This window comes from Streptomyces ochraceiscleroticus (genome assembly GCF_000720485.1).
GTDB lineage: Bacteria > Actinomycetota > Actinomycetes > Streptomycetales > Streptomycetaceae > Streptomyces > Streptomyces ochraceiscleroticus.
In genome coordinates this window covers 192,692-215,598 of record NZ_JOAX01000001.1, presented here as the reverse complement: position 1 = coordinate 215,598, position 22,907 = coordinate 192,692, and the positions used below count along the sequence as shown (strand labels likewise).

The following is a 22,907-nucleotide window of genomic DNA, read 5'->3' as shown; positions in this document are numbered from 1 at the left end:
TCGTGACGGACACGACCCCTGCCGCCGAGGGCACCGACACCCTGTCCCGGCTGGAGCAGGAGGGCGAGATCGCGGCCGACTACCTCGAGGGCCTGCTGGACATCGCGGATCTCGACGGCGACATCGACATGGACGTCGAGGCCGACCGTGCCGCGGTGTCGATCATCAGCGACTCCACCAGCCGTGACCTGCAGAAGCTGGTGGGCCGGGACGGTGAGGTGCTGGAGGCGCTCCAGGAGCTGACCCGGCTGGCGGTGCACCGGGAGACGGGCGACCGCAGCCGTCTGATGCTGGACATCGCCGGCTACCGCGCACGCAAGCGCGAGGAGCTCGCGGAGCTGGGTGCCAAGGCGGCCCAGGAGGCGAAGACCTCGGGCGAGCCGGTGAAGCTGAAGCCGATGACGCCGTTCGAGCGCAAGGTGGTGCACGACGCCGTCGCGGCGGCCGGACTGCGCAGCGAGTCCGAGGGCGAGGAGCCCCAGCGCCGGGTCGTCGTGCTCCCGGCCTGATTCCCCGGCGCTCGCGCGTGTCTTTGGCCCCGTCTGTTCGCAGGCGGGGCCACGTCTTGTCAGCCTTCTGCCAGGACCGGGTCTCGATCCGGGTACCGGCAGGATCAGCAGTTCAGAGGAAGGGCGGTAACCGTGACGGAGTCAGCGGCGGAGCTTCCAGCGGCGCCGGAAGCGGCGCGGGAGATTTTCGGTGAGCGCTTCCCGGAGGCCGTGCGGTACGGCGAGCTGCTCGCCGACGCGGGTGTACGGCGCGGGCTGATCGGTCCGCGTGAGGTGCCGCGGCTGTGGGAGCGCCACCTGCTGAATTGCGCGGTGCTCTCCGAGGTGGTCCCCGAGGGTGTCTCGGTGTGCGATGTGGGCTCGGGGGCCGGGCTGCCGGGCATTCCGCTGGCGCTGGTGCGACCGGATCTGAAGATCACCCTGCTGGAGCCGCTGCTGCGGCGGACGAACTTCCTGCAGGAGGTCGTGGAGCTGCTGGGTCTTGATCACGTGACCGTGGTGCGGGGCCGGGCCGAAGAGGTGATGGGCAAGATCCCTCAGGTCCACGTGGTGACCGCGCGTGCCGTGGCACCGCTGGACCGGCTGGCCGGCTGGGGTGTCCCGCTGCTGCGGCCGTACGGCGAGATGCTGGCGCTCAAGGGCGACACCGCGGAGGAAGAGCTGAAGGGCGCCCGGGCGGCGCTCAGCAAGCTCGGCGTGGAGGCCACCTCGGTGGTGCACGTCGGTGAGGGCGTGGTCGATCCGCTGTCCACGGTCGTCCGCGTGGAGGTGGGCGAGAGCCCCGGCGGCGTCCGCTTCGCGGCCAAGCGTGCCAAGGCGAATCGCGCCAACCGGCCGGCCAGGAGCCGGCGGCGGTAGACCGGCACAGCACAACACCAGACGCAGACAGGAGCGCTTTCCGTCCGCCGACGGGAAGCGCTCCTGTCATGTCTGGCCAGGGGCGTCGCTCGAACCGCCGAGGGCCGTGCTCCATACAAACCACCAAAACGACATAAGCCGGAGTGTCGCGGGGGAATAGGACACGGCGCTGGCATCGTGTTTCACGTGAAACGTCGCTCCCTGCTGCATGGAATCATCAGTCGAGGTCGTGCGGCTGCCGCACCGCGTGGCCACCGACCCGGTCGGGTCACGGATGTATCCACAGAGGAGGATTCATCCACAGGAGACAGGGCCTCGCTGGTTCGCGACACCGAAACCATGGCAGGCTCTGAGCATTGCGAGCCTGAAGTCGAGGAGAGTGAATCCTTGCGGTCCGACGCCAACATCGCGGGACCGATGACCGATCCGGTCCCCGGTCCCCGTAGCGAGTCGTTCGGGGACGACGTTTCACGTGAAACGCCGCCCCCCATGGACGACACCCCGATCGGTCGTGCTGCTCAGCTGGCAGTCCAGGCGCTGGGCCGGGCGGGAGAGGCTCTGCCTCGCCCCGAGCAGACCCGGGTCATGGTGGTGGCCAACCAGAAGGGCGGGGTCGGCAAGACCACGACCACCGTGAACCTGGCTGCCTCACTCGCCCTGCACGGGGCACGAGTACTGGTGGTGGACCTGGACCCGCAGGGCAATGCCTCCACGGCCCTGGGGATCGACCACCACTCCGAAGTCCCCTCCATCTACGACGTGTTGGTGGAGAGCAAGCCACTTTCCGACGTGGTTCAGCCGGTACCGGACGTGGAGGGGCTGTTCTGCGCGCCCGCCACGATCGACCTGGCCGGCGCGGAGATCGAGCTGGTCTCGCTGGTGGCCCGGGAGAGCCGGCTGGACCGGGCCATCAAGGCATACGAGCAGCCGCTGGACTACATCCTCATCGACTGCCCGCCCTCGCTCGGCCTGCTGACGGTCAACGCGCTGGTGGCCGGGGCCGAAGTACTGATCCCGATCCAGTGCGAGTACTACGCGCTGGAGGGCCTGGGCCAGCTCCTGCGGAACGTCGATCTGGTCCGGGGCCACCTGAACCCCAAGCTTCATGTGTCGACGATCCTGCTGACCATGTACGACGGCCGGACCCGGCTCGCCTCCCAGGTCGCCGACGAGGTGCGCAGTCACTTCGGCAGCGAGGTACTGAGAACGAGCATCCCCCGCTCCGTGCGCATCTCTGAGGCGCCGAGCTACGGGCAGACGGTGCTCACTTATGATCCGGGCTCCAGCGGTTCGCTGTCCTATCTCGAAGCGGCGCGTGAGATCGCGCTGCGCGGGGTCTCCGGGGCGGCCGGTCAGGGGCTCAGCGTGACCTATGAATCACAGCACAGCATGTCGGAGGGGAATCAGTGAGCGAACGACGTAGAGGACTGGGCCGCGGGCTCGGTGCGCTGATCCCCGCGGCACCGCAGGGTTCGGACAACGCCGGCCCGGCGGTGGGACGGGGGACGACATCGCCATCGGCGGTGCCGGTCATGACATCGGAGCGAGGCGTTGCCGCAGCCAAGGTGGCGGCCATCCCGGACGCTGCCGTTTCACGTGAAACGGAGGCACCGGCCGAGCCGGTGGTGAACGACAAGGGGAGCGAGGTCGCCGGGGCGCACTTCGCCGAGCTGCCTATCGACTCGATCACTCCCAATCCACGGCAGCCGCGTGAGGTGTTCGACGAGGACGCCCTGGCGGAGCTGGTCACCTCCATCCAGGAGGTGGGCCTGCTCCAGCCGGTCGTCGTGCGGGGGATGGGGCCGGGGCGGTACGAGCTCATCATGGGCGAGCGCCGCTGGCGGGCGTGCCGTGAGGCCGGCCTGGAGAAGATCCCGGCGATCGTCCGGGCGACGGACGACGAGAAGCTCCTCCTGGACGCGCTGCTGGAGAACCTCCACCGGGCTCAGCTGAACCCGCTGGAGGAGGCGGCGGCCTACGACCAGTTGCTGAAGGACTTCAACTGCACACACGACGAGCTGGCGGACCGGATCGGGCGGTCGCGTCCGCAGGTCTCCAACACGCTGCGGCTGCTGAAGCTGTCGCCGTCGGTGCAGCGACGGGTCGCCGCGGGGGTGCTCTCGGCCGGCCATGCGCGGGCGCTGCTGTCCGTGGAGGACTCCGAGGAGCAGGACCGGCTGGCGCACCGCATCGTGGCCGAGGGCCTTTCGGTGCGGGCGGTCGAGGAGATCGTGACCCTGATGGGGTCCACACCCAAGAGCGCGTCGAAGACGAAGGGGCCGCGCGCCGGTACCCGCGTCTCGCCCGCCCTGACCGATCTGGCCTCACGGCTCTCGGACCGGTTCGAGACGCGGGTGAAGGTCGATCTCGGCCAGAAGAAGGGAAAGATCGTCGTGGAGTTCGCCTCGATAGACGATCTCGACCGCATCCTGGGCACGCTGGCTCCCGGAGAGGGACGGGTGCTGGACAAGCACCCGGAGGAGGACAGCGACGAGGCGTGAGCGGACGCCGCTGTCCGCCGGGAGGGCGGGCCGTGTGCCGGTGAGGTGACCGGAACACGGCCCGCCCTTTGCCTTTTCGCGGTACCCGGGTTCATGTTGTCCCGGTTACGATGCGTTCGGGTATGGCACGCATCCACTCGGAGTCACCTCACGTCGAGGAGAGGCCATGCGATCGGTGAGCCGCACCGGATTGATGGCAGCGGGGTTCGGTCTGGGCGCAGTCGGCGGATTCGTCGGTGGTCTGCTCAGTGAGCGCGTTCCGCTGACCGTGCCGGGAGGTGCGGTGGGCGAGGGAAGTGAGGACCTGGCTTCATGGGGCGTCGGCTCGTACCGCTCACGCTGGACAACCTTCCGGATGTCCCCAAGCGCTGCCGCTCGTGTGTCTTCTGGGAGCTCGACCCCGTCAGCGGTGAAGCCGCGGTAAAGAGCGGCCGGCCCGAGCTGGAGAAGGAAGCGTGGATCTCCGCCGTGCTGCTGGAGTGGGGCTCCTGTGGCCGGGTGGTCTATGTGGACGAGGTCCCGGTCGGCTTCGTGCTGTACGCGCCTCCGGCATACGTGCCACGCTCCACGGCCTTCCCGACGAGCCCGGTCTCCCCCGATGCCGTGCAGCTGATGACCGCCTGGCTCATCCCCGGCTACCAGGGTCAGGGGCTGGGCAGGGTCATGGTCCAGACGGTCGCGAAGGACCTGCTGCGGCGGGGCTTCAAAGCGATCGAGGCGTTCGGTGACGCGAAGTGGACGGAGCCGGCGTGCGTGCTGCCCGCCGATCACCTGCTCGCGGTGGGCTTCAAGACCGTGCGGCCGCACCCGCGCTACCCACGGCTGCGCCTGGAGCTGCGCACGACCCTGTCGTGGAAGGAAGACGTGGAACTGGCGCTGGACCGGCTGCTGGGTGCTGTTCAGAAAGAACCGGTACTCCGGCCCCTGTAGTGCGGACAGCGAAACGGGCCCGCCCCGGAGGGCAGGCCCGTTTCACGTGAAACATCGTGCGGAGATCAGGCGAGGTAGTCCGCCAGGTCCCGCTCGATCGCGGCCTTCGGCTTGGCGCCGACGATGGTCTTCACGACCTCGCCGTCCTTGTAGACGTTCATGGTCGGGATCGACATGACGCCGTACTTGGCGGTGGTCGCGGGGTTCTCGTCGGTGTTGAGCTTGGCGATGACGATCTCGTCGTGCTCCGCGGCGATGGCCTCCAGGGAGGGGGCAACCTGACGGCACGGGCCGCACCAGGTGGCCCAGAAGTCGACGAGTACGGGCTTGTCGCTCTTGAGGACGACCTCTTCGAAGTTGGCGTCCGTCACGGTCACCGTGGCACCGGCCATGGCGTTCTCCTTACTGGGTGGGTGTGAAAGCTGACGTTCGCGGTCAGGCGGTGGGGGTCTGCTCCGGCGTGGCAGGGGTCTGCTCGGGCTCGGCCGGCTCGCTGTCGGTGAGCGAGGCGAGGAAGCGCTCGGCGTCCAGGGCGGCGGAGCAGCCGGTGCCGGCGGCGGTGATCGCCTGACGGTAGGTGTGGTCCACGACGTCACCGGCGGCGAAGACGCCCTGGATGTTGGTGTGGGTGCTGGGCGCGTCCACCTTGAGGTAACCGTCGTCGTCCAGCTTCAGCTGGCCCTTGAACAGCTCGGTGCGCGGGTCGTGACCGATGGCGATGAACAGTCCGGTGACCGGCAGCTCGGAGGTGTCGCCGGTCTTGAGGTTGCGCAGGGTCAGGCCGGAGAGCTTGTTCTCGCCGTGGATCTCGGCGACCTCGCTGTCCCACACGAACTTGATCTTCGGATCGGCGAACGCGCGCTCCTGCATCGCCTTGCTGGCGCGCAGGGTGTCGCGGCGGTGGACGATGGTGACGGACTTGGCGAAGCGGGAGAGGAAGGTGGCTTCCTCCATCGCGGTGTCGCCGCCGCCGATGACGGCGATGTCCTGGTCCTTGAAGAAGAAGCCGTCGCAGGTGGCGCACCACGACACGCCGCGACCGGAGAGCTCGTCCTCACGCGGCAGGCCGAGCTTGCGGTGCTGGGAGCCGGTGGTGACGATGACGGCACGCGCGCGGTGCACAGTGCCGGCGGAGTCGGTGACCGTCTTGATGGGCTCGGAGAGGTCCACGGCGGTGACGTCATCGGGGATCAGCTCGGCGCCGAAGCGCTCGGCCTGGGCCCGCATGTTGTCCATGAGGTCCGGGCCCATGATGCCGTCCCGGAAGCCGGGGAAGTTCTCCACATCGGTGGTGTTCATCAGTGCGCCACCGGCGGTGACGGCGCCCTCGAAAACCAGCGGCTTCAGCGAGGCACGGGCGGTGTAGAGCGCGGCGGTATAGCCCGCAGGCCCGGAGCCGATGATGATCACGTTACGGACGTCGCTCACGGGTGTCTTCCTTGTCTCTGCCGACTGCGTTGGGTGGGCTGGAGGAACTCTCACCCCACCCAACGGATCCTACGGGGCGAGCATTCCCGCAGTGTCCCAGCGCACCTCCAGCGGCCCGCAGCCCGGGGCCGGGCTCGGCGACTCAGCCGCGGGTATAAGTCCCGCTGAGCAGAATCTTGCCAGGAACAGACGGTGAGGCGGAGACGCAGGACGCCGAGACGACGTAGGCAGAGACCCGGGCCGTGTCGGACGGATGGGGCAGCACGACGAGGTAGGCGTCCTTGCCCTGATAGGTGTCGCGGCTCGCGGCCAGCGGCTTCTCGGGACGTGCAAGGCCCTTGCGCACGCAGGAGGGGATCGTGTCGTCCGCGCCGCGCAGCGGCGACTGGGGCGAGCTCTGGGTGCCGACATCGGGGGTCTTGCTGCGGCCGGGCTCGGCGAGCAGATCGCGCACGTGGCTGCCCAGGGTCGCGGAGCTGAGCGACCCGTCCGCGGGGCTCTGCCCGGTGGCGGTCACGCCGGGGTCCTGGTCCTGCCCAGTGTTCGCGGAACCATTCTGCAGAAGGATGCCGCCGATACCGAGCACGGCCGTGGCGGCCGCTGTGCCGAGAAGTACCTTGGGCCAGCGGTGCCCCCTCGCCGTGCGGGCGCCGGGGGCCTTGCGACCAGGACCCGTGGCGGAGCGGGGGTAGCCGGCCGGGCGATCGGCGGAGCTGCCACCGGAGCGCACGGGCACTGTTTCACGTGAAACAGCGTCCCGCTTCTCCTCCACGGTTTCACGTGAAACCGAGCCATCATGCGTACCGGTCGACTGCCCCATGACGCGGGAGCTGTCGCCCAGGGAGCTCGATACGAGGGCGGCGTCACCGGTGGGCGCCGTGGCATCGAGCAGAGCCTCGGCCGCCAGAGCGGCGTCGATGCGACCGACGACGTCGTCGGGCATCCGCCCCGGTCCTGGCAGCGTGCCGAGCAGTGCGCGGATCTCCTCCAGCGAGCTGTGGACGTCCTCACACAGCGGGCATCCGTCGAGATGTGCACGGAGATCTGCCGCGCGGGCGGGCGAGAGCAACCCGTCCGCGAGCGCGGAGATATCCGCGACCTCCGGATGCCCGCCCGTGTCGGTCGTGGCTGTCACGCTCGCCCACCTCCGCCCTTCACGGCCCCTGAGTCATTCGGTCCTGCCGTCTGTGGGACGGATGTCCCCTGCGCCCGGTTCCTTCCCCCGCCTGAGGTGCCCTTATCCCCGTCTTCGGCGCGCAGATGGGTGAGCATCGGGAGGAGCCGGGCCCGGCCGCGCGCGCACCGGCTTTTTACTGTGCCGGTGGGGACGCCAAGTACCTCCGCGGCCTCGGCCACGGGGTAGCCCTGCATGTCGACGAGGACGATGGCCGCGCGTTGTTCGGCGGGGAGAGTACGGAGGGCGCTGAGCAGTTCGCGGTGCAGATCCTGGCGCTCGGCCGGTACGGCGGCGGATTCGTGCGGCTCAATGAGCTGTTCCAGCCGCTCGGTCTCCGCGATCGGCGAGGTGCGCCGGGAGGCTGCTTTGCGGGCGCGGTCCAGGCAGGCGTTGACCGTGATGCGGTGCAGCCAGGTGGTCACGGCCGACTGGCCGCGGAAGGTGTGGGCGGCGCGGTAGGCGGACACCAGGGCGTCCTGCACGGCGTCGGCCGCTTCCTCGCGGTCGCCGAGGGTACGCAGCGCGACCGCCCAGAGGCGGTCACGGTGGCGCCTGACGATCTCGCCGAAGGCGTCGGGGTCACCCTCGACATGACGGGCGAGGAGTGCCTGGTCGGAGGGGCGGACGTTATCTGCCATGGCCCGCCTCGCAGGAGCCGGCCCAGTGCGGGCCGGGGAGTGCCGGCCGCGTGGACGGCGCCGCTGTACATGTCCTGCCCGGGGCTGCCCGGGCACGGGCTTCGGGCGGGACGGCCAGGACACCGGCCGGACCGATCTTTCCTACGACGGCGGGCAACACTGCGCCATCACGCATAACCGAACCCCTGGCGTCAAGCTGTACACGGGAGCTTACATACGGGTGCTCGGCGGTACCAGGCTCCAGGACGACGGCCACAGCGGCCGGCCGCGGGGGCGGAAGGAGGCCCGGGGAGCACCGGCGCCTCCTGGCCGCTGTCCGCATCGACATCCTGGCGCCCCCCTGCTGCCCACCCCTAGCTGCGGACCTTGATCTCCTTGATCTGGCCCCGGTAGTTGCCATCGTCCTTCAACGGGAGGTCGGTGAGCCAGACCAATACGTACTGTGTCTTGATCGGCTCCTTTGCCTGCAGCGTGACCGTCTCCCCCGAGCCGCCGGCGACCTTCTTGAAGCCGTCGAGGGACGTGGGCGCACCGCTGCTGTCCTCGGGCGCGGCGCGGAAGTCGAGCGAGGTGTTCCCGACGAGGTCGACCTTGACGCTGCCGACCTGCTGGACCTTGCCGAGGTCGAGAATCAGCCCCACGCCGTCCTTGAGGCCGCCGAGGTCGGAGCGGCCGTAGTAATTGCGGGTCGGCCAGGACGTGGCGGGGTCCCCGTCGAGGGCCTTGGGGGCGTCCTGCGGGTTCTCCGTGCCGTCACCGCCCGGCGGCGGGTCGAAGTCCACGACCTTGTCGACGCGGACGGTCTTGCCCGACGCCGTGCCGGCGTGGCCCCCGGTCGTCTCCGAGCTCCCGGAGTCGTCCTGGTTCCGGTCCTTCAGGAGCGTGTCGGCCAGCTGCCAGCTGCCCAGCCCCAGCGCGGCGATCAGCAGCGCGGAGACGCACCACTTGGCCGCCCTTCCGGTACGGCTCTGCAGCGGAGGCGGCGGTGTGGGAACAGGACGGGTGGCCGATGCGCCGGGCCGTCCGGCGCCGGCCGACTGACCGTACGTGCCCTGCTGGTAGCCGGTGCGCTGGTACGGCGGCGGGGTGGTGAAGGAGGGCTCCGGCGGGCGGATGCGCGGCATCGCGCCGACGGCCTTGGCCAGCTCCTCCGGCGTGGTGCAGGGCTGCTCCTGGCGGGAGGCGGTGGCGCCGTCGTTGACGAGCGCGCGCATGGCCAGCTCCGACAGGCCGCGGTGCACTCCGGCCCGAACCTGGTCGGGGGCGATCAGACCGACACCCTTGGGCAGCCCGGACAGACCGTACGCGTCGTTCTCGTACGGCCAGCGCTGGGTGAGCCCGGCGTACAGCAGAGCGCCGATGGCCTCCGTGTCGGTGCGCTGCGGGTGATCGCTGGTGATCCCGCGCAGCGCGGCCATGATCGCCAGACCCCGGATGCGGTACTGGCCGGAGGAGGTGCGCAGAACGGACCCGGGGGTCAGCCGGAGGTGCGCCAGGCCCTCACGGTGGGCGGCGGCCATGGCCTGGGAGATCTGCGTCACGAGCTGGTAGGCGTCGTGCGGTTCGAGCGGTCCGGAGGCGAGGACGGCGGTCAGTTCGGTGGCGTCCGGGAGCCATTCGTGGACGACGTATACCAGGTCGTTCTCCTCGACGGCGTCGAGGACCTGGACGAAGCGCGGGTCGCCGAGCAGCGCGGCGGACCGCGCTGCGGAGAGCACGGGGCGGGCACGCGGGTGGTCGGCGGGCAGGATGTGGACCCCGACGGCGCGGCGCAGTTTCTCGTCCACGGCACGCCAGCTGCTGAAGCCGTCCAGTCGGGTGACGCACTCCTCCAGGCGGTACCGCCTGGCCAGCTTGTGCCCGCTGTGCAGTTCGGGCGGCTGTGCCTCGGATGCTGTGGCGTTCTTCGCGCCGTCGCCCGCGGTGTCCTGTGCCGCGTCGGTCACCTTCTCGGCCTTCGTGCCGTCGGTCGTGGCCTCGTCCGCCTTGGCGGCGAGCGGTTCTCCACCGCTCGTGTCGGCCACGTCGACGGCAGCCGTGCTCCGTTCCGCCACCGTCGTTCCTGCCTCCCCATCCGTTGCATGCTCAAAAGAGCCAAGTCAATTGTGCCCACAGTCCGCCACAGTGCACGACACACGGTGGCGGACGAAGGTTGTGCTCGCTCAGCGCCCCAGCTTGCCGCGCACCATGCCGACCAGGGCGTTGAGTTCTTCGATGCGCATCTTCTTGGCGGCCGCGTAGAAGACCACCAGCAGGACGGCACCGCCGCCGACCAGCGCGACGAGCGATCCCAGGACGCCGGTCCCCAGCCCCTGCATGATCCCGTACACGGCGGCGCCGGAGAACAGGGTGGCGGGGAGGCTCGCGCCGGCCAGCCGGGCGTACGTACGCACTACGTGCGCGCCGTCCAAGTCGCCGCCCATCCGCTTGCGCAGCCGCCGCCACGCCACGCCGACGCCGATGATGTACGCCAGGCCGTAGGAGGCCGCCATGCCGACCACGGCCCACCGGACGGGCAGGACGAGGTAGCACAGGGCCGAGGCGGCGGCGTTCACCGCGGCGACGATCAGTGTGTTGTAGAAGGGCGTGCGGGTGTCCTCGTACGCGTAGAAGGCGCGCAGCACGACGTACTGCACGGAGTAGGGGATCAGGCCGAGGCCGAAGGCCATGAGCATGTAGCCCGTGGAGACGCCGGCGGCGGATCCGGTACCGGCGAAGACCAGCGTGCACATCGGGATGCCGAGGGTCAGGAAGCCGAACGCGATCGGCACGACGGCCACGGCGGAGGTGCGCAGCCCCTGGGAGATGTCGTCGCGTACGGCTCCGATGTCGCCGTCGTGCGCGGAGCGCGACAGACGCGGCAGCAGGGCGGCCATCACGGAGACGGTGATGATCGCGTGCGGCATGGTCCAGATCAGCTGGGCGTTGGAGTACGCCATGTAGCCGGTGCCGGGGGCGCCCTGTCCGGCGGCCTTCTCACCGGCCAGGGTGGAGAGCTTCGAGACGACCAGGACGCCGGCCTGGTTGGCGAGCACGAAGAGCACGGTCCACTTGGCGAGCTTGGCGGCCTTGCCCAGACCGTGGCCCCGCCAGTCGAACCGCAGCCGGAGCTTGAAGCCGGCGTCGCGCAGGTACGGGATCATCGCCAGCGCCTGGACGACCAGGCCGAGCAGGGTGCCGATGCCCAGCAGCCGGATGCCGGCGTCGGGGATGGTCGTGACGCCGATGTGCGAGGAGCCGGCGCTGCCGTACACCCAGATGAACAGCCCGAACGTGCTGATCATGACGACGTTGTTGAGGACCGGGGTCCACATCATCGCGCCGAAGCGGCCGCGGGCGTTGAGCACCTGGCCCATGATCACGTGGATGCCCATGAAGAAGATCGTGGGCACGCAGTAGCGGGTGAAGGCGACGGCGACCTCGAAGCTGGCCGAGTCGGGCGCGAATCCCGACATCGCCCGCACCAGCCATGGCGCCGCGAACACGGCCCCGACGGTCAGGCCGCCGAGGATCACCATCACCAGGGTCAGCAGGCGGTTGGCGTATGCCTCGCCGCCGTCCTCGTCCTCCTTCATCGCGCGCACCAGCTGCGGCACGAACACCGAGTTCAGGCCGCCGCCGATGGTCAGGATGAAGATCATCGTGGGCAGGGTGTAGGCGACCTGCCAGGAGTCACCGAGGACGGCGGCGCCGAGCGCGGAGGCGATCAGCGCGGACCGTACGAAGCCGGTGAGCCGGGAGACCATGGTGCCGGCGGCCATCACGGCGCTGGACTTCAGCAGGCTGCCGGCCTTGCCGCCGGTGCGCCCGGCGGGCTCCGGCGGCTCCGGTGCGGAGGCCGGCTCGGGCTCGGTCGGGGGCACGGGCTGCGGTCCGCCCGCCGGCTCGTACTGCCCGCCGGCGGGTTCGTACTGTCCGCCCGGCGGTCCGTACTGTCCGTTCGACGGCTGGTACGGGCCCGGGCCGCTGTTCTGGGCCGGCGGCCGCTGCGGTTCCGGCGCCCGCTGGTCACGGTAGAGGTGGGCGAACGCGTCGGGCTCCGCCGGCCGGTCGGCGGCCTGGGTGATCAGGTCGTCCACCCCGACGAACTGGGTGGTCGCCGTGGCGTCGCCGTACAGCCGGTGCGCCGGGCCCTGCGGCTCGGGCGCCGGCGGTGCGGGCCACGCCTCCGGGCCCGGGGTGTGCCGGGGGGCCGGCGGCTGCTGGTAGAGCGGGTGGTCCGGCGCGGCCTGGTGCGGCGGGTGCGCCGCCCGGTCGTACAGCGCGTCGGCCACCGGGTCCTGGGCCGCGGGGTCCTGCGAGGGGAAGGGCGCCCGCGAGTAGGCATCCTGCACGTAAGGGTCCGGTGCCTGCGGCGGTTGTGGGGGCCGGCCTGCGGCGTCGCCGCTCGCAGCCTGGCCGCGGTCACCGTCGTACGGCGCATTCATAGCTGCCCCACCTCATCCGTCGCCGGCCATCCGGCCCCGCCATGTATCAACGGTCCACTTTCTCACCTGAGCCGGACGCGTCCGTGCTTTCCGAACCGGTGTCCGCAGCCGGGTCACCCGGCTGCTCGGATTCGCCGTCCGAGGGCCGGCCGTCCTGATCCGTGCCGTCGCTGTCCGGGGTGCCGTCCCCGTCGTCCGAGCCGGCGCCGCCGTCGGTGCCGCCGTCCGTACCGTCCCCGCCGTCGGTGCCGTCGTCGTCCTCGCGGGCCGCCGCGCGCTTGCGCTGCAGGTAGATCCGTACGCCGGCGAGGACGAGCAGCAGCACGCCGCCCGCGATGACGAGCATGACCGTAGCGGTGATCTCGGTGACGTTCACCTCGAAGGTCATCGCCCGCCCGTACCGCTTGCCGTCGGCGGTGTAGAGCTGCGCGGTGACCTGCACCGGGCCGTTCGCGTGCGCGGTGGTGTCGAACTTGAAGGACTGGCTGTGCCCGCCCTCGACGTCGATCGTCTGCGGTTCACCCACGTCCAGACGGTTGGGCTGGGAGGACGTGAGCCGCAGCGTCATGCCCTCGACGCCCCGGACGAGGTTGTTCTGCACCGTGACGGGAATTGTGGCGCTGCGCCCGGAGAGCGTGGCGTCCGACTTCTGGATCAGATGCACCTTGGTCGTCAGGCCGTCCAGGTAGCTGCGGACGGACTTGCGGAACGCCTTGGCGCCCGTGGCGTCGCCGCGCCACGACGTCGACATCATCCGCATGATCGCGTTGCCGAAGGGGGTCTCGACCCGCCACGGCTCGGCCAGGATGACCTCGAAGTCGTCCAGCGCGGTGCGCGTCTCCTGCGCTTGCCGGAAGGCGGCCGCCGGCAGCTCGTGCTTGCGCAGCGAGGACGGGTAGGAGGCGGGGCCGGGCACCTGGCGGGTGGCGCTCCGGTCGGGCTTGGCCTTGGCCGCGTCGCTGAGGTCCTGCGCCTCGGCCCAGCCGCTGTCGTCCAGCGCCCGCACGGCCTTCGCCATCGCCTGGGCCTGGCTCGCGGTGGGCATCCGCTGGGGGGCCACCACGACGCTGCGCTGCCGCGACGGGTCCTGAAGATTGATCATCAGGGTCTGGGAGAGGAAGTTCTGCACCGCCAGGGTTGCGGAGCCGGCCTTGGACAGGTCGCCGGTGAAGGCGGTGGACAGTCCGGCGTCCGCGACGACGGCGGTGTTGCCGCCGCCGATGGGCCGGGCGGCGGTGGGCGTGTAGGACAGGCCGTTCTCCCGCATGCTGTCGCTGCGGGCGATGACGTTGTGGGCCCCCGCCGAGGTCGCCACATCCACGACCGAGGAGTCCACGGCGCCGTCGACGGGCCAGGCGAAGTCGTTGCGCGCCTTCACGCCCGGGAGGACGGTGTCCACGGTCTTCGACGCGAGCTCGGTGGCCGGGCCGAGATGGCCCAGCGCGCTCGGTACGGCCTTGCCCTGGTGCGCCAGCGAGGCGATGTCGGGGTCGCCGAACGGCAGCGCGATCACCTCGTGGGCCTGGACCGCCTGCTCCAGATCGCTCAGCCACTGCTTGGCCACGTCCTGGTTCCGGCCCGGCCTGGTCGTGCCGTGCGGCCCCTCGACCTTGTACCGGCCGGTCATGGCGTCGACGGAGGCGAGCAGGTCGGGATCGACGACGAAAGTGACCGGGAGGTCCTTGCCGAGGGCGACGAGCTGCTGGAGCCGGCCGCCCGGGGCGATCTCGGCCGCCAGCTTGTCGTCGCGGAAGATCGGGGTCTGCTGTTCGTCGCCCTCGGTCTCCGCGGTGAGGTGGGTCTTGGAGATCAGCGGCCACAGGTACGTGAGGTCGGTCTTCTTCGACGCGTCGGCCTCCTGCCAGGGCAGGAAGGTGCGCTCGATGCCGAGCACCTGCTCGTACGGGGCGCTCCTGGACCGTCCGGAGAAGGAGACGCCGAGCTGGTAGACGCCGTCCTTGCTCAGGCGCAGCTTCTTGACCGGGACGCGCAGGGTGAAGGGCTGGGAGACGCCCGGCTTCAGCGCCTTGATCTTCTCGGCCTTGCCGCCGACCTCCTGGCCGTCCAGGCCGGCGGAGTAGCCGGTGCGCCGGGCCACGTCGTCGATGGAGCTGCGGTTGTTCAGTACGGGCCCGCGGCGCAGTCCGATGTGTCCGCCGGTGATCGTCGCGCGGCCCTCGTTGGTGATGCTGCCGGAGACGGTGACCGCGTCGTCGTCCTTGCCGGGCGCCGGCGGGGTGAGCGAGTCGATGTCCACATCGACCGTCCGGGAGCCGGACGGGGCGGCGTGCGCTTCCTGCGCCGCGGGGACCTGCAGCACACCGGCCAGCAGTGGCGCACCGGCGACCAGCGCAGCGGCCCGTCGCAGCCATCGACCACGCGGCCGTTCGGTCACCTGGAACCCTGCCGCCTCGGCCACGCGCTCGCCCGTCCCTCGTCGTCGTCAGTGGTCGTCGCAATATGCGTCCACGCATGGTAACGATGACTGCTGTGGCGAAGTGCTGCGGACTGCTCCACCTGCTCGGGCGGGTGGCCGGTCTCCGCGAACTCGTCCCCTTTATACGTGTCCGCCTCGCGCGGCGCGGCCACGTACCCTGTCCTGTTGTGCCGAACGCCAACAATGACACCCACGCCCCGCAGACCGAGCGCAGCGCACAGACGACGCAGGCGCTGAACCAGGTCCAGCGCCGCGCCGTCAGCGAACTGCTGCGCGTGTCGCCCGTCGCGGACGATCTGGCCCGCCGTTTCCAGGAGGCCGGGTTCACTCTTGCCCTGGTCGGCGGTTCAGTGCGGGATGCCCTGCTGGGCCGGCTCGGCAACGACCTGGACTTCACCACCGACGCCCGGCCCGAGGACGTTCTGAAGATCGTCCGGCCGTGGGCGGACGCGGTGTGGGAGGTCGGCATCGCCTTCGGCACCGTCGGCTGCAAGAAGGACTCCTTCGACATCGAGGTCACGACGTACCGCTCGGAGGCGTACGACCGGACCTCCCGCAAGCCCGAGGTGTCCTACGGCGACTCGATCGAGGACGATCTGGTGCGCCGGGACTTCACCGTGAACGCGATGGCCGTGGCGCTCCCGGAGAAGGAGTTCATCGACCCGCACAACGGCTTGGAGGACCTCGCGGCGCAGGTGCTGCGCACGCCGGGCACCCCGCAGGAGTCCTTCTCCGACGACCCGCTGCGGATGATGCGGGCGGCGCGCTTCGCCGCCCAGCTCGACTTCACGGTGGCGCCCGAGGTCGTGGCAGCGATGAAGGAGATGGCGGACCGGATCGACATCGTCTCCGCAGAGCGGGTGCGTGACGAGCTGAACAAGCTGATCCTGGGCGCACACCCCCGCAAGGGCCTCGCGCTCCTGGTCGAGAGCGGCATCGCCGACCGGGTCCTGCCGGAGCTGCCGGCGCTGCGGCTGGAGCGTGACGAGCATCACCGTCACAAGGACGTCTACGAGCACTCGCTGACCGTCCTGGACCAGGCCATCGACCTGGAGGAGGACGGCCCCGACCTGGTGCTGCGGCTGGCGGCGCTGCTGCACGACATCGGAAAGCCGAAGACCCGGCGATTCGAGAAGGACGGCCGGGTCTCCTTCCACCACCATGAGGTGGTCGGCGCGAAGATGACCAAGAAGCGGATGACCGCGCTGAAGTACTCCAACGAGATGGTCAAGGACGTCGCGCGGCTGGTGGAGCTGCACCTGCGGTTCCACGGCTACGGCACGGGCGAGTGGACCGACTCGGCGGTCCGCCGGTACGTACGGGACGCCGGCCCGCTGCTGACGCGGCTGCACAAGCTGACCCGTTCGGACTGCACCACGCGGAACAAGCGCAAGGCCAACGCCCTCTCGCGGGCGTACGACGGGCTCGAGGAGCGCATCGCGCGGCTGCAGGAACAGGAAGAACTGGACGCGATCCGGCCGGACCTGGACGGCAACGACATCATGCAGGTACTCGACATCGCGCCCGGGCCGGGGGTCGGCAAGGCGTACAAGTACCTGCTGGAGCTGCGGCTCGAGAACGGCCCGATGGGACGGGACGCGGCAGTCGCGGCGCTCAAGGAATGGTGGGCCGAGCAGCAGAGCTGATCCCGGCGGCCGACGTGCCCGGCCGCTCATGTTTCACGTGAAACACCACACGCATCGCCCCGGCCGTCCTTCGGCCGGGGCGATGTTTCACGTGAAACACGAGCCCGCGCCATGGCGAGCGCGACGGCCAGATGGACCACCGCCACCCCGATGATCAGCGCGGAGGAGCGGCCGTCGGGCGGCAGTATGAGGGCCGCCACCCCGGCTGCGCCGACGAAGGAGACGTGGAAGAGCACGTCGTAGAGGGAGAAGACCCGGCCACGGAACGCGTCGTCGACGGCGGACTGGACTTCCGTGTCCGTGGCGATCTTCGCGCTCTGGGTGGCGAGGCCGAGGACGAAGGCGGCGACGAGTACGGGCACCAGCGCGAAGGACAGGCTGAGCGCGGGGACCAGTACCGCGGCAGCGCCGGCACACACCGCGATCCAGCCGGTGGCGGTCAGCCGGATGATCGCCCACGCGGACAGCACCGCGGCGGTGAAGAATCCGGCGCCGGACGCGGCGACCGCGAGCCCCAGCGTGGTCATCCCGTCGGGCCCGTTCAGCGGCCAGTAGGCACGGCACAGCATCAGCACGGTGATCGTCAGCGCGCCGTAGCAGAAGCGCATCAGCGCCATCGCGGCCAGTGCCCGGGCCGCGGACCGCCGCCGGCCGAGGTGGTTCAGCCCCGCGGCGAGCCCGCGAGCGGTGCTCAGCAGGGCGGCGGAGACACGTGGTGCGACCCGGCCGGGGTCCGGCCCGAGGAGCGCCGCGGGGATGCGCAGCGCGACGAGCGCGGCGCAGAGGTAGAGGACGGCACCGAGCAGGACGGCGATCGCGTCGGTCTCCGCGCCGGCGAGCCGGATGGCGAAGGCGAGGCCGCCGCCCGCCGTGGCGGCGAGCGTGCCGGCCGTGGGGGACAGGGAGTTGGCCACCACCAGCGCCTCGGCGTTGTCGACGACCCGGGGCAGCGCGGCCGACAGACCGGCCAGGACGAAGCGGTTGACCGCGGTGACGCTGAGGGCGGAGGCGTAGAAGAGCCAGTCCGGCGCGCCCGTCAGGAGCAGCAGCGTGGTCGCGGCGGCCAGGACCGTACGCAGCAGGTTGCCGTGGAGCAGGACCTGGCGGCGGCGCCAGCGGTCCAGGAGTACTCCGGCGAACGGCCCGAGGACGGAGTACGGGAGCAGCAGCACCGCCATGGCGGAGGCGATGGCCGCGGGGGACGCCTGCTTCTCGGGGGAGAAGACGACGTAGGAGGCGAGGGCGACCTGGTACACGCCGTCGGCGGCCTGGGAGAGGAGCCGGACGGCCAGCAGCCGCCGGAAATCGCGGCGGCGGAGGAGTACGCGGAGGGCACGCACGGCGGACATGGGCCACAGCCTCACACAGGCCGCGGGCCCCTGGGGAGACTCCCGGGGGCCCGCGGTCAGGACGGTGCGGTCGCGGCGGCGTCCGCGGTCGCGCTAGCTCAGCGCTCGACCTCGCCCTTGATGAACTTCTCGACGTTGTCCCGGGCCTCGTTGTCGAAGTACTGGACCGGCGGGGACTTCATGAAGTACGAGGAGGCGGAGAGGATCGGGCCGCCGATGCCGCGGTCCTTGGCGATCTTCGCGGCGCGCAGCGCGTCGATGATGACGCCCGCGGAGTTCGGGGAGTCCCAGACCTCGAGCTTGTACTCCAGGTTCAGCGGGACGTCACCGAAGGCACGGCCCTCCAGGCGGACGTAGGCCCACTTGCGGTCGTCCAGCCAGGCGACGAAGTCCGAGGGACCGATGTGGACGTTGTCAGCGCCCATGTCGCGGTCGGTGATCTGGGAGGTGACGGCCTGCGTCTTGGAGATCTTCTTGGACTCCAGGCGCTCGCGCTCGAGCATGTTCTTGAAGTCCATGTTGCCGCCGACGTTCAGCTGCATCGTGCGGTCCAGGACGACGCCCCGGTCCTCGAAGAGCTTGGCCATCACGCGGTGCGTGATAGTGGCGCCCACCTGGGACTTGATGTCGTCACCGACGATCGGGACGCCCGCCTCGGTGAACTTGTCCGCCCACTCCTTGGTGCCGGCGATGAAGACCGGGAGGGCGTTGACGAAGGCGACCTTGGCGTCGATGGCGCACTGGGCGTAGTACTTCGCGGCGTCCTCGGAGCCGACGGGGAGATAGCACACCAGGACGTCGACCTGCTGGTCCTTGAGGACCTGGACGACGTCGACGGGGGCCTCGGCGGACTCCTCAATGGTCTGGCGGTAGTACTTGCCGAGACCGTCGAGGGTGTGGCCGCGCTGGACGGTCACGCCGGAGCGCGGCACGTCACAGATCTTGATGGTGTTGTTCTCGCTGGCGCCGATGGCGTCGGCGAGGTCGAGGCCGACCTTCTTGGCGTCGACGTCGAAGGCAGCCACGAACTCGATGTCCCGCACGTGGTAGTCACCGAACTGCACGTGCATCAGACCGGGCACGCGGCTGTCCGGGTCGGCGTCCTTGTAGTACTCGACGCCCTGTACCAACGATGCGGCGCAGTTGCCCACGCCGACGACGGCTACGCGAACCGAACCCATTCCGGTTGCTCCCTGTTTGTTCTCGACGCGGCTCCGCGGCTGCGGAGCCTCATGTTGCGGTGTCATCGGACGGATCCGGCCGGGATCCACCCCGGTGTCGGGGCAGGCCGCCCGTCTCTCCTGACTCGTTCCGGTCCGGGGCTGCGGCATCCGGGGCACGCTGGTCGCGCCCGGCCCGCTCGCTCTCGATCAGCTCGTTCAGCCAGCGCACTTCGCGTTCCACGGACTCCATGCCGTGCCGCTGCAGCTCGAGGGTGTAGTCGTCGAGCCGCTCGCGGCTGCGGGCCAGGGAGGCGCGCATCTTTTCGAGGCGCTCCTCCAAGCGGCTGCGCCGGCCCTCCAGTACACGCATGCGGACATCGCGCGAGGTCTGCCCGAAGAAGGCGAACCGGACGCCGAAGTGCTCGTCCTCCCAGGCGTCGGGCCCGGAGTGGGAGAGCAGCTCTTCGAAGTGCGCCTTCCCCTCCGCCGTCAACCGGTAGACGATCTTGGCCCGGCGCCCCGCGAGTGACGCAGCCGGGGCGGCGCCGTGGGCGGTGTCTCCCCCGGTCTCCTCGGTCAGCCAGCCGTGCGCGACCAAGGCCTTCAGGCAGGGATAGAGGGTGCCGTAGCTGAACGCTCGGAAAACACCCAGCGAAGTGTTGAGCCGCTTCCGCAGCTCGTACCCGTGCATGGGGGACTCGCGCAGCAGGCCGAGCACGGCGAATTCGAGGATGCCGGACCGTCTGCTCATCCTCCGCCTCCCCTGCTGTGTGCGCTCTTTATGCCGAGCTGATGTATCGACTCGATACATCCAGACGATAGAACGGGCCGCTGAGTGGGACAAGGGCGGGGACGGTGAACGGCATCACATCGCCGATTCGCTGTAGCCAACGTGACTGATTTGGAGTGAATTCCGAGCCTGGGCAGGTTTTGGCCGTGCGTAGTCTGTGCGGCATGCAGACTGCCGGGAACCAAGTGGCGAGAAGTGGCGTCTCCGTCCCCGGTGTAGTGCGGCCCGTGCGACCAATGCGGGCCGTGTTGTCGGGGGGACCTGAAGTGAACTGCCGCCTTCAGGCGATGAGATAGCGCGCCTGCCCGAGGAGTAACCGTTCCATGAGCGAGCACCGTCGCAAACCGCCGCAGCCGCAAGGTGGCGGACGTGCCGCGGCCCGACGCGCCGCACAGCAACAATCGAGTGGCCGCCGAGCCGCGCCGTCGCGCGGTTCCAGCATGGCCTCCGCTTCCGCTTCCCCGTCCGGGGTGCCTGAGCAGGAGCCTCCCTACCAGGGGCGGGCGGCGGCGCGCAGGGCTGCGCAACGCGGCGGGCGCCGGAGGGCGCCCGAGGCGGCAGCCGCAGGTGGCGGCCGCGGCGGCCGGCGCTCCGGCGGCGGTGCGGGCGGTGGTGGCTACCCGCCCAAGAAGCGGTTCATCGACTACCCGCGCGCGGGCAAGGACGGGGCCCGCCGCTGGGTGCCGTCCTGGCGCCTCGTGCTGGGCAGCTGCCTGGGCTTCATCGCGTTCGTGCTCGGCCTGTCCGGCATCGCGCTCGCCTACGTCGACGTACCGAACCCCCAGAAGCTCGCGGGGGTGCAGAAGAACGTCTACTACTGGTCCGACAACAAGCAGATGGTTGTCGCCGGTGGTGGTGAGCTCAACCGCCAGATCGTGCCGATCAGCCAGATCCCCAAGTCGATGCAGAACGCGGTGATCTCCGCGGAGAACGCCTCGTTCGAGACGGACTCGGGCGTCGACCCGATGGGTATCGCCCGCGCGGTGGTCAAGATGGCCATGGGCGGCGAGACCCAGAGTGGCTCGACGATCACCCAGCAGTACGTGAAGAACACGTACCTGAACCAGGAGCAGACGCTCAAGCGCAAGATCACCGAGCTGTTCATCTCGATAAAGGTGGGCGCCTCGGAGCCCAAGCCCAAGATCCTGGCCGGGTACCTCAACACGGCGTACTACGGGCGTGGCGCCTACGGCATCCAGGCCGCGTCGCGCGCCTTCTACAACAAGGACAGCGAAGACCTCACCACGAGCGAGGGAGCCTTCCTCTCCTCGCTGCTCAACGGTCCGAACCTCTACGACCCGTACGTCACGACGGAGAGTGAGGGCGCGAACCTCAAGCGGGCCAAGGCGCGCTGGGCGTGGACGCTGGACCGGGAGGTCGAGGTCGGGCGGCTGTCCAAGGCCAAGCGAGCACAGATCGCGAAGGAAGGCTTCCCGCGGCCGCGGCCGCCGAAGAAGGCGATGGACCTGCGAGGTCAGAAGGGCTACCTCGTCGACCTCGCCAACAACTACATCACCGCCAATACCGACATCTCGGAAGCCGAGCTGAAAAAGGGCGGCTATGCGATTCACACCACCTTCGACCGGAAGAAGATGGGTGAACTGACCAAGGCCGTCGAAAACGTCTCCAAGAAGGCGCTGAAGCCCAACCAGCGCGCGGTCGACAAGTACGTGCAGTTCGGCGGGGCCTCGGTCGAGCCGAAGACCGGAAAGATCGTCGCCATCTACGGCGGCAAGGACGCGACGGAGCACTACACCAACAACGCCGACTACACCGGTGTCCAGGTCGGCTCCACGTTCAAGCCGTTCGTCCTGGCCGCGGCGATGGACAAGGGCGTGCGGGACCCGAACAACCCGGCCGTCCGCACTCCCGTGTCGCCGAGCAGCATGTACAACGGCGACAACAAGGTACGGCTGCTCAACTACGACCGGACCGTCTGGCACGACCGGGACGGCAAGGAATGGCACCAAGCCAACGACGGCAATGAGGACAAGGGCCGCATCAGCCTGCGTACCGCCATGCAGTACTCGGTGAACACGCCCTACATCCAGCTGGGTATGGACGTCGGCACCGATGTGGTGAAGCAGGAGGCCATCGCCGCCGGTCTGCGGGACGACAACAGCATGGCGCGGACCACGCCGACCTTCTCCCTGGGCACCTCGGCGCCCAGTGCCATCCGGCTGGCCGGTGCGTATGCCACCTTCGCCGCCAGCGGCGAGCAGACCGACCCGTACTCCGTCGAGTCGGTGACCAAGGACGGCACCAACTACTACAAGCACCCGTCGAAGACCAAGACGGCCTTCGACCCGAACGTGGCCAACAACGTCACGGACGTGCTCAAGAACGTGGTCAAGAAGGGCACCGGTACGGCGGCGCAGCTGCCGGACGGCCGCGAGGCGGCCGGTAAGACCGGTACCACCGACGACAACAAGTCGGCGTGGTTCGCGGGCTACACCAAGCAGCTGGCCACCACGGTCGGCATGTGGCGCGTCAACGACCAGGCGAAGTCGCAGCGCTTCCTGAAGATGTACGGCGTCGGCGGCGAGGAGAAGATCCACGGAGCTTCGTTCCCCTCGCAGATCTGGCGCGACTACATGATGCAGGCCATGCAGGGCCAGCCGATGGAGGCGTTCCCGCAGCCGCAGCCGATCGGCAAGGTCGTCTACGGCGAGAGCGCCAGCCCGACGCCGACCCCGACGAAGACCGAGGACAAGCCGTCGGAGGAGCCGTCGGAGGAGCCGTCGGAGAGCCCGAGCGAGTCCACCCCCAGCCCGTCGGCGAGCGACACCTGCTCGCCCTGGGACCTGGGCTGCAAGGACAACGGAGGCCAGGACGGCGGCCCGACCGGTGGTCCGGGCGATCCCGGCGACGAAACCTCGCCACCGGAGACCGAGCCGCCCGGCGGCGATGACGGCGGTGGTGGTTTCTTCGGAGGCCCGGACGGCTTCGAGAACTGACCGCGCGCTGTTTCACGTGAAACGCTCGACCGGTTTCACGTGAAACAGCGGATGCGAAACGACGAGCCCCCGACCCGGCATGCCCGGGCGGGGGCTT

17 protein-coding genes are annotated in these 22,907 nt (G+C 69.9%); 7 read left to right on the top strand and 10 right to left on the bottom strand.

All coding sequences use genetic code 11. The features are described 5' to 3' along the window. The first annotated feature begins 2 nt into the window (after nucleotides 1–2). The 5 genes from IG84_RS0100975 (at nucleotide 3) to IG84_RS0100950 (ending at nucleotide 4,798) form a co-directional block, all read left to right on the top strand. Nucleotides 3–509, top strand: coding sequence for a Jag family protein (locus IG84_RS0100975; RefSeq protein WP_031049992.1), 507 nt, complete (start codon nucleotides 3–5; stop codon nucleotides 507–509). A 132-nt stretch (nucleotides 510–641) separates the two neighbouring features. Next, complete coding sequence (gene rsmG / locus IG84_RS0100970; protein ID WP_031049989.1) at nucleotides 642–1,367, top strand: 16S rRNA (guanine(527)-N(7))-methyltransferase RsmG; 726 nt, start codon at nucleotides 642–644, stop codon at nucleotides 1,365–1,367. A 339-nt stretch (nucleotides 1,368–1,706) separates the two neighbouring features. Then, nucleotides 1,707–2,777 (top strand): ParA family protein, encoded by a 1,071-nt coding sequence (locus tag IG84_RS0100965; protein WP_078648525.1) that lies wholly within the window; start codon nucleotides 1,707–1,709, stop codon nucleotides 2,775–2,777. Further along, nucleotides 2,774–3,868, top strand: coding sequence for a ParB/RepB/Spo0J family partition protein (locus tag IG84_RS0100960; RefSeq protein WP_078648524.1), 1,095 nt, complete (start codon nucleotides 2,774–2,776; stop codon nucleotides 3,866–3,868). The genes IG84_RS0100965 and IG84_RS0100960 overlap by 4 nt, the downstream gene beginning before the upstream one ends. A 312-nt stretch (nucleotides 3,869–4,180) precedes the next feature. Beyond that, nucleotides 4,181–4,798: a GNAT family N-acetyltransferase gene (locus tag IG84_RS0100950; protein ID WP_030259447.1), complete on the top strand. Its 618-nt coding sequence runs from the start codon at nucleotides 4,181–4,183 to the stop codon at nucleotides 4,796–4,798. A gap of 65 nt (nucleotides 4,799–4,863) precedes the next feature. Here the strand turns inward: IG84_RS0100950 and trxA are convergent, their stop codons facing one another. The 7 genes from trxA to IG84_RS0100915 form a co-directional block, all read right to left on the bottom strand. Continuing rightward, on the bottom strand, nucleotides 4,864–5,190 hold the full coding sequence (gene trxA / locus IG84_RS0100945; RefSeq protein WP_030412271.1) for a thioredoxin: 327 nt from the start codon (nucleotides 5,188–5,190) through the stop codon (nucleotides 4,864–4,866). A 43-nt stretch (nucleotides 5,191–5,233) separates the two neighbouring features. Beyond that, nucleotides 5,234–6,226, bottom strand: a complete 993-nt coding sequence (gene trxB, locus IG84_RS0100940; protein WP_031049978.1) for a thioredoxin-disulfide reductase — start codon at nucleotides 6,224–6,226, stop codon at nucleotides 5,234–5,236. A gap of 142 nt (nucleotides 6,227–6,368) precedes the next feature. Beyond that, entirely contained in the window at nucleotides 6,369–7,361 is a 993-nt protein-coding gene (locus IG84_RS0100935; RefSeq protein ID WP_031049975.1) for an anti-sigma factor family protein, read from the bottom strand. Then, nucleotides 7,358–8,041, bottom strand: coding sequence for an RNA polymerase sigma factor SigM (gene sigM, locus IG84_RS0100930; protein WP_031049973.1), 684 nt, complete (start codon nucleotides 8,039–8,041; stop codon nucleotides 7,358–7,360). The genes IG84_RS0100935 and sigM overlap by 4 nt, the downstream gene beginning before the upstream one ends. Before the next feature lie 353 nt (nucleotides 8,042–8,394). After that, the gene (locus tag IG84_RS0100925; protein WP_031049972.1) at nucleotides 8,395–10,095 is read right to left on the bottom strand and encodes a protein kinase family protein; all 1,701 of its coding nucleotides are present in this window, start codon (nucleotides 10,093–10,095) and stop codon (nucleotides 8,395–8,397) included. A 108-nt stretch (nucleotides 10,096–10,203) separates the two neighbouring features. After that, complete coding sequence (gene murJ, locus IG84_RS0100920) at nucleotides 10,204–12,468, bottom strand: murein biosynthesis integral membrane protein MurJ (protein WP_031049971.1); 2,265 nt, start codon at nucleotides 12,466–12,468, stop codon at nucleotides 10,204–10,206. A 46-nt stretch (nucleotides 12,469–12,514) separates the two neighbouring features. Continuing rightward, nucleotides 12,515–14,887 (bottom strand): DUF6049 family protein, encoded by a 2,373-nt coding sequence (locus IG84_RS0100915; RefSeq protein ID WP_031049970.1) that lies wholly within the window; start codon nucleotides 14,885–14,887, stop codon nucleotides 12,515–12,517. 185 nt (nucleotides 14,888–15,072) lie between these two features. Here IG84_RS0100915 and IG84_RS0100910 point away from each other — a divergent pair, with 185 nt between their 5' ends. Beyond that, the gene (locus IG84_RS0100910) at nucleotides 15,073–16,551 is read left to right on the top strand and encodes a CCA tRNA nucleotidyltransferase (RefSeq protein ID WP_031049969.1); all 1,479 of its coding nucleotides are present in this window, start codon (nucleotides 15,073–15,075) and stop codon (nucleotides 16,549–16,551) included. A gap of 26 nt (nucleotides 16,552–16,577) precedes the next feature. Here the strand turns inward: IG84_RS0100910 and IG84_RS0100905 are convergent, their stop codons facing one another. The 3 genes from IG84_RS0100905 to IG84_RS0100895 form a co-directional block, all read right to left on the bottom strand. Further along, nucleotides 16,578–17,900, bottom strand: coding sequence for an MFS transporter (locus tag IG84_RS0100905; protein ID WP_051861215.1), 1,323 nt, complete (start codon nucleotides 17,898–17,900; stop codon nucleotides 16,578–16,580). A 98-nt stretch (nucleotides 17,901–17,998) separates the two neighbouring features. Further along, nucleotides 17,999–19,081: an inositol-3-phosphate synthase gene (locus IG84_RS0100900; protein ID WP_031049965.1), complete on the bottom strand. Its 1,083-nt coding sequence runs from the start codon at nucleotides 19,079–19,081 to the stop codon at nucleotides 17,999–18,001. 49 nt (nucleotides 19,082–19,130) lie between these two features. Next, entirely contained in the window at nucleotides 19,131–19,814 is a 684-nt protein-coding gene (locus IG84_RS0100895; protein ID WP_031049962.1) for a PadR family transcriptional regulator, read from the bottom strand. 362 nt (nucleotides 19,815–20,176) lie between these two features. Here IG84_RS0100895 and IG84_RS0100890 point away from each other — a divergent pair, with 362 nt between their 5' ends. After that, a complete protein-coding gene (locus IG84_RS0100890; protein ID WP_031049961.1) occupies nucleotides 20,177–22,810 on the top strand; it encodes a transglycosylase domain-containing protein in 2,634 nt (877 codons plus the stop codon). Nucleotides 22,811–22,907: the final 97 nt, after the last annotated feature.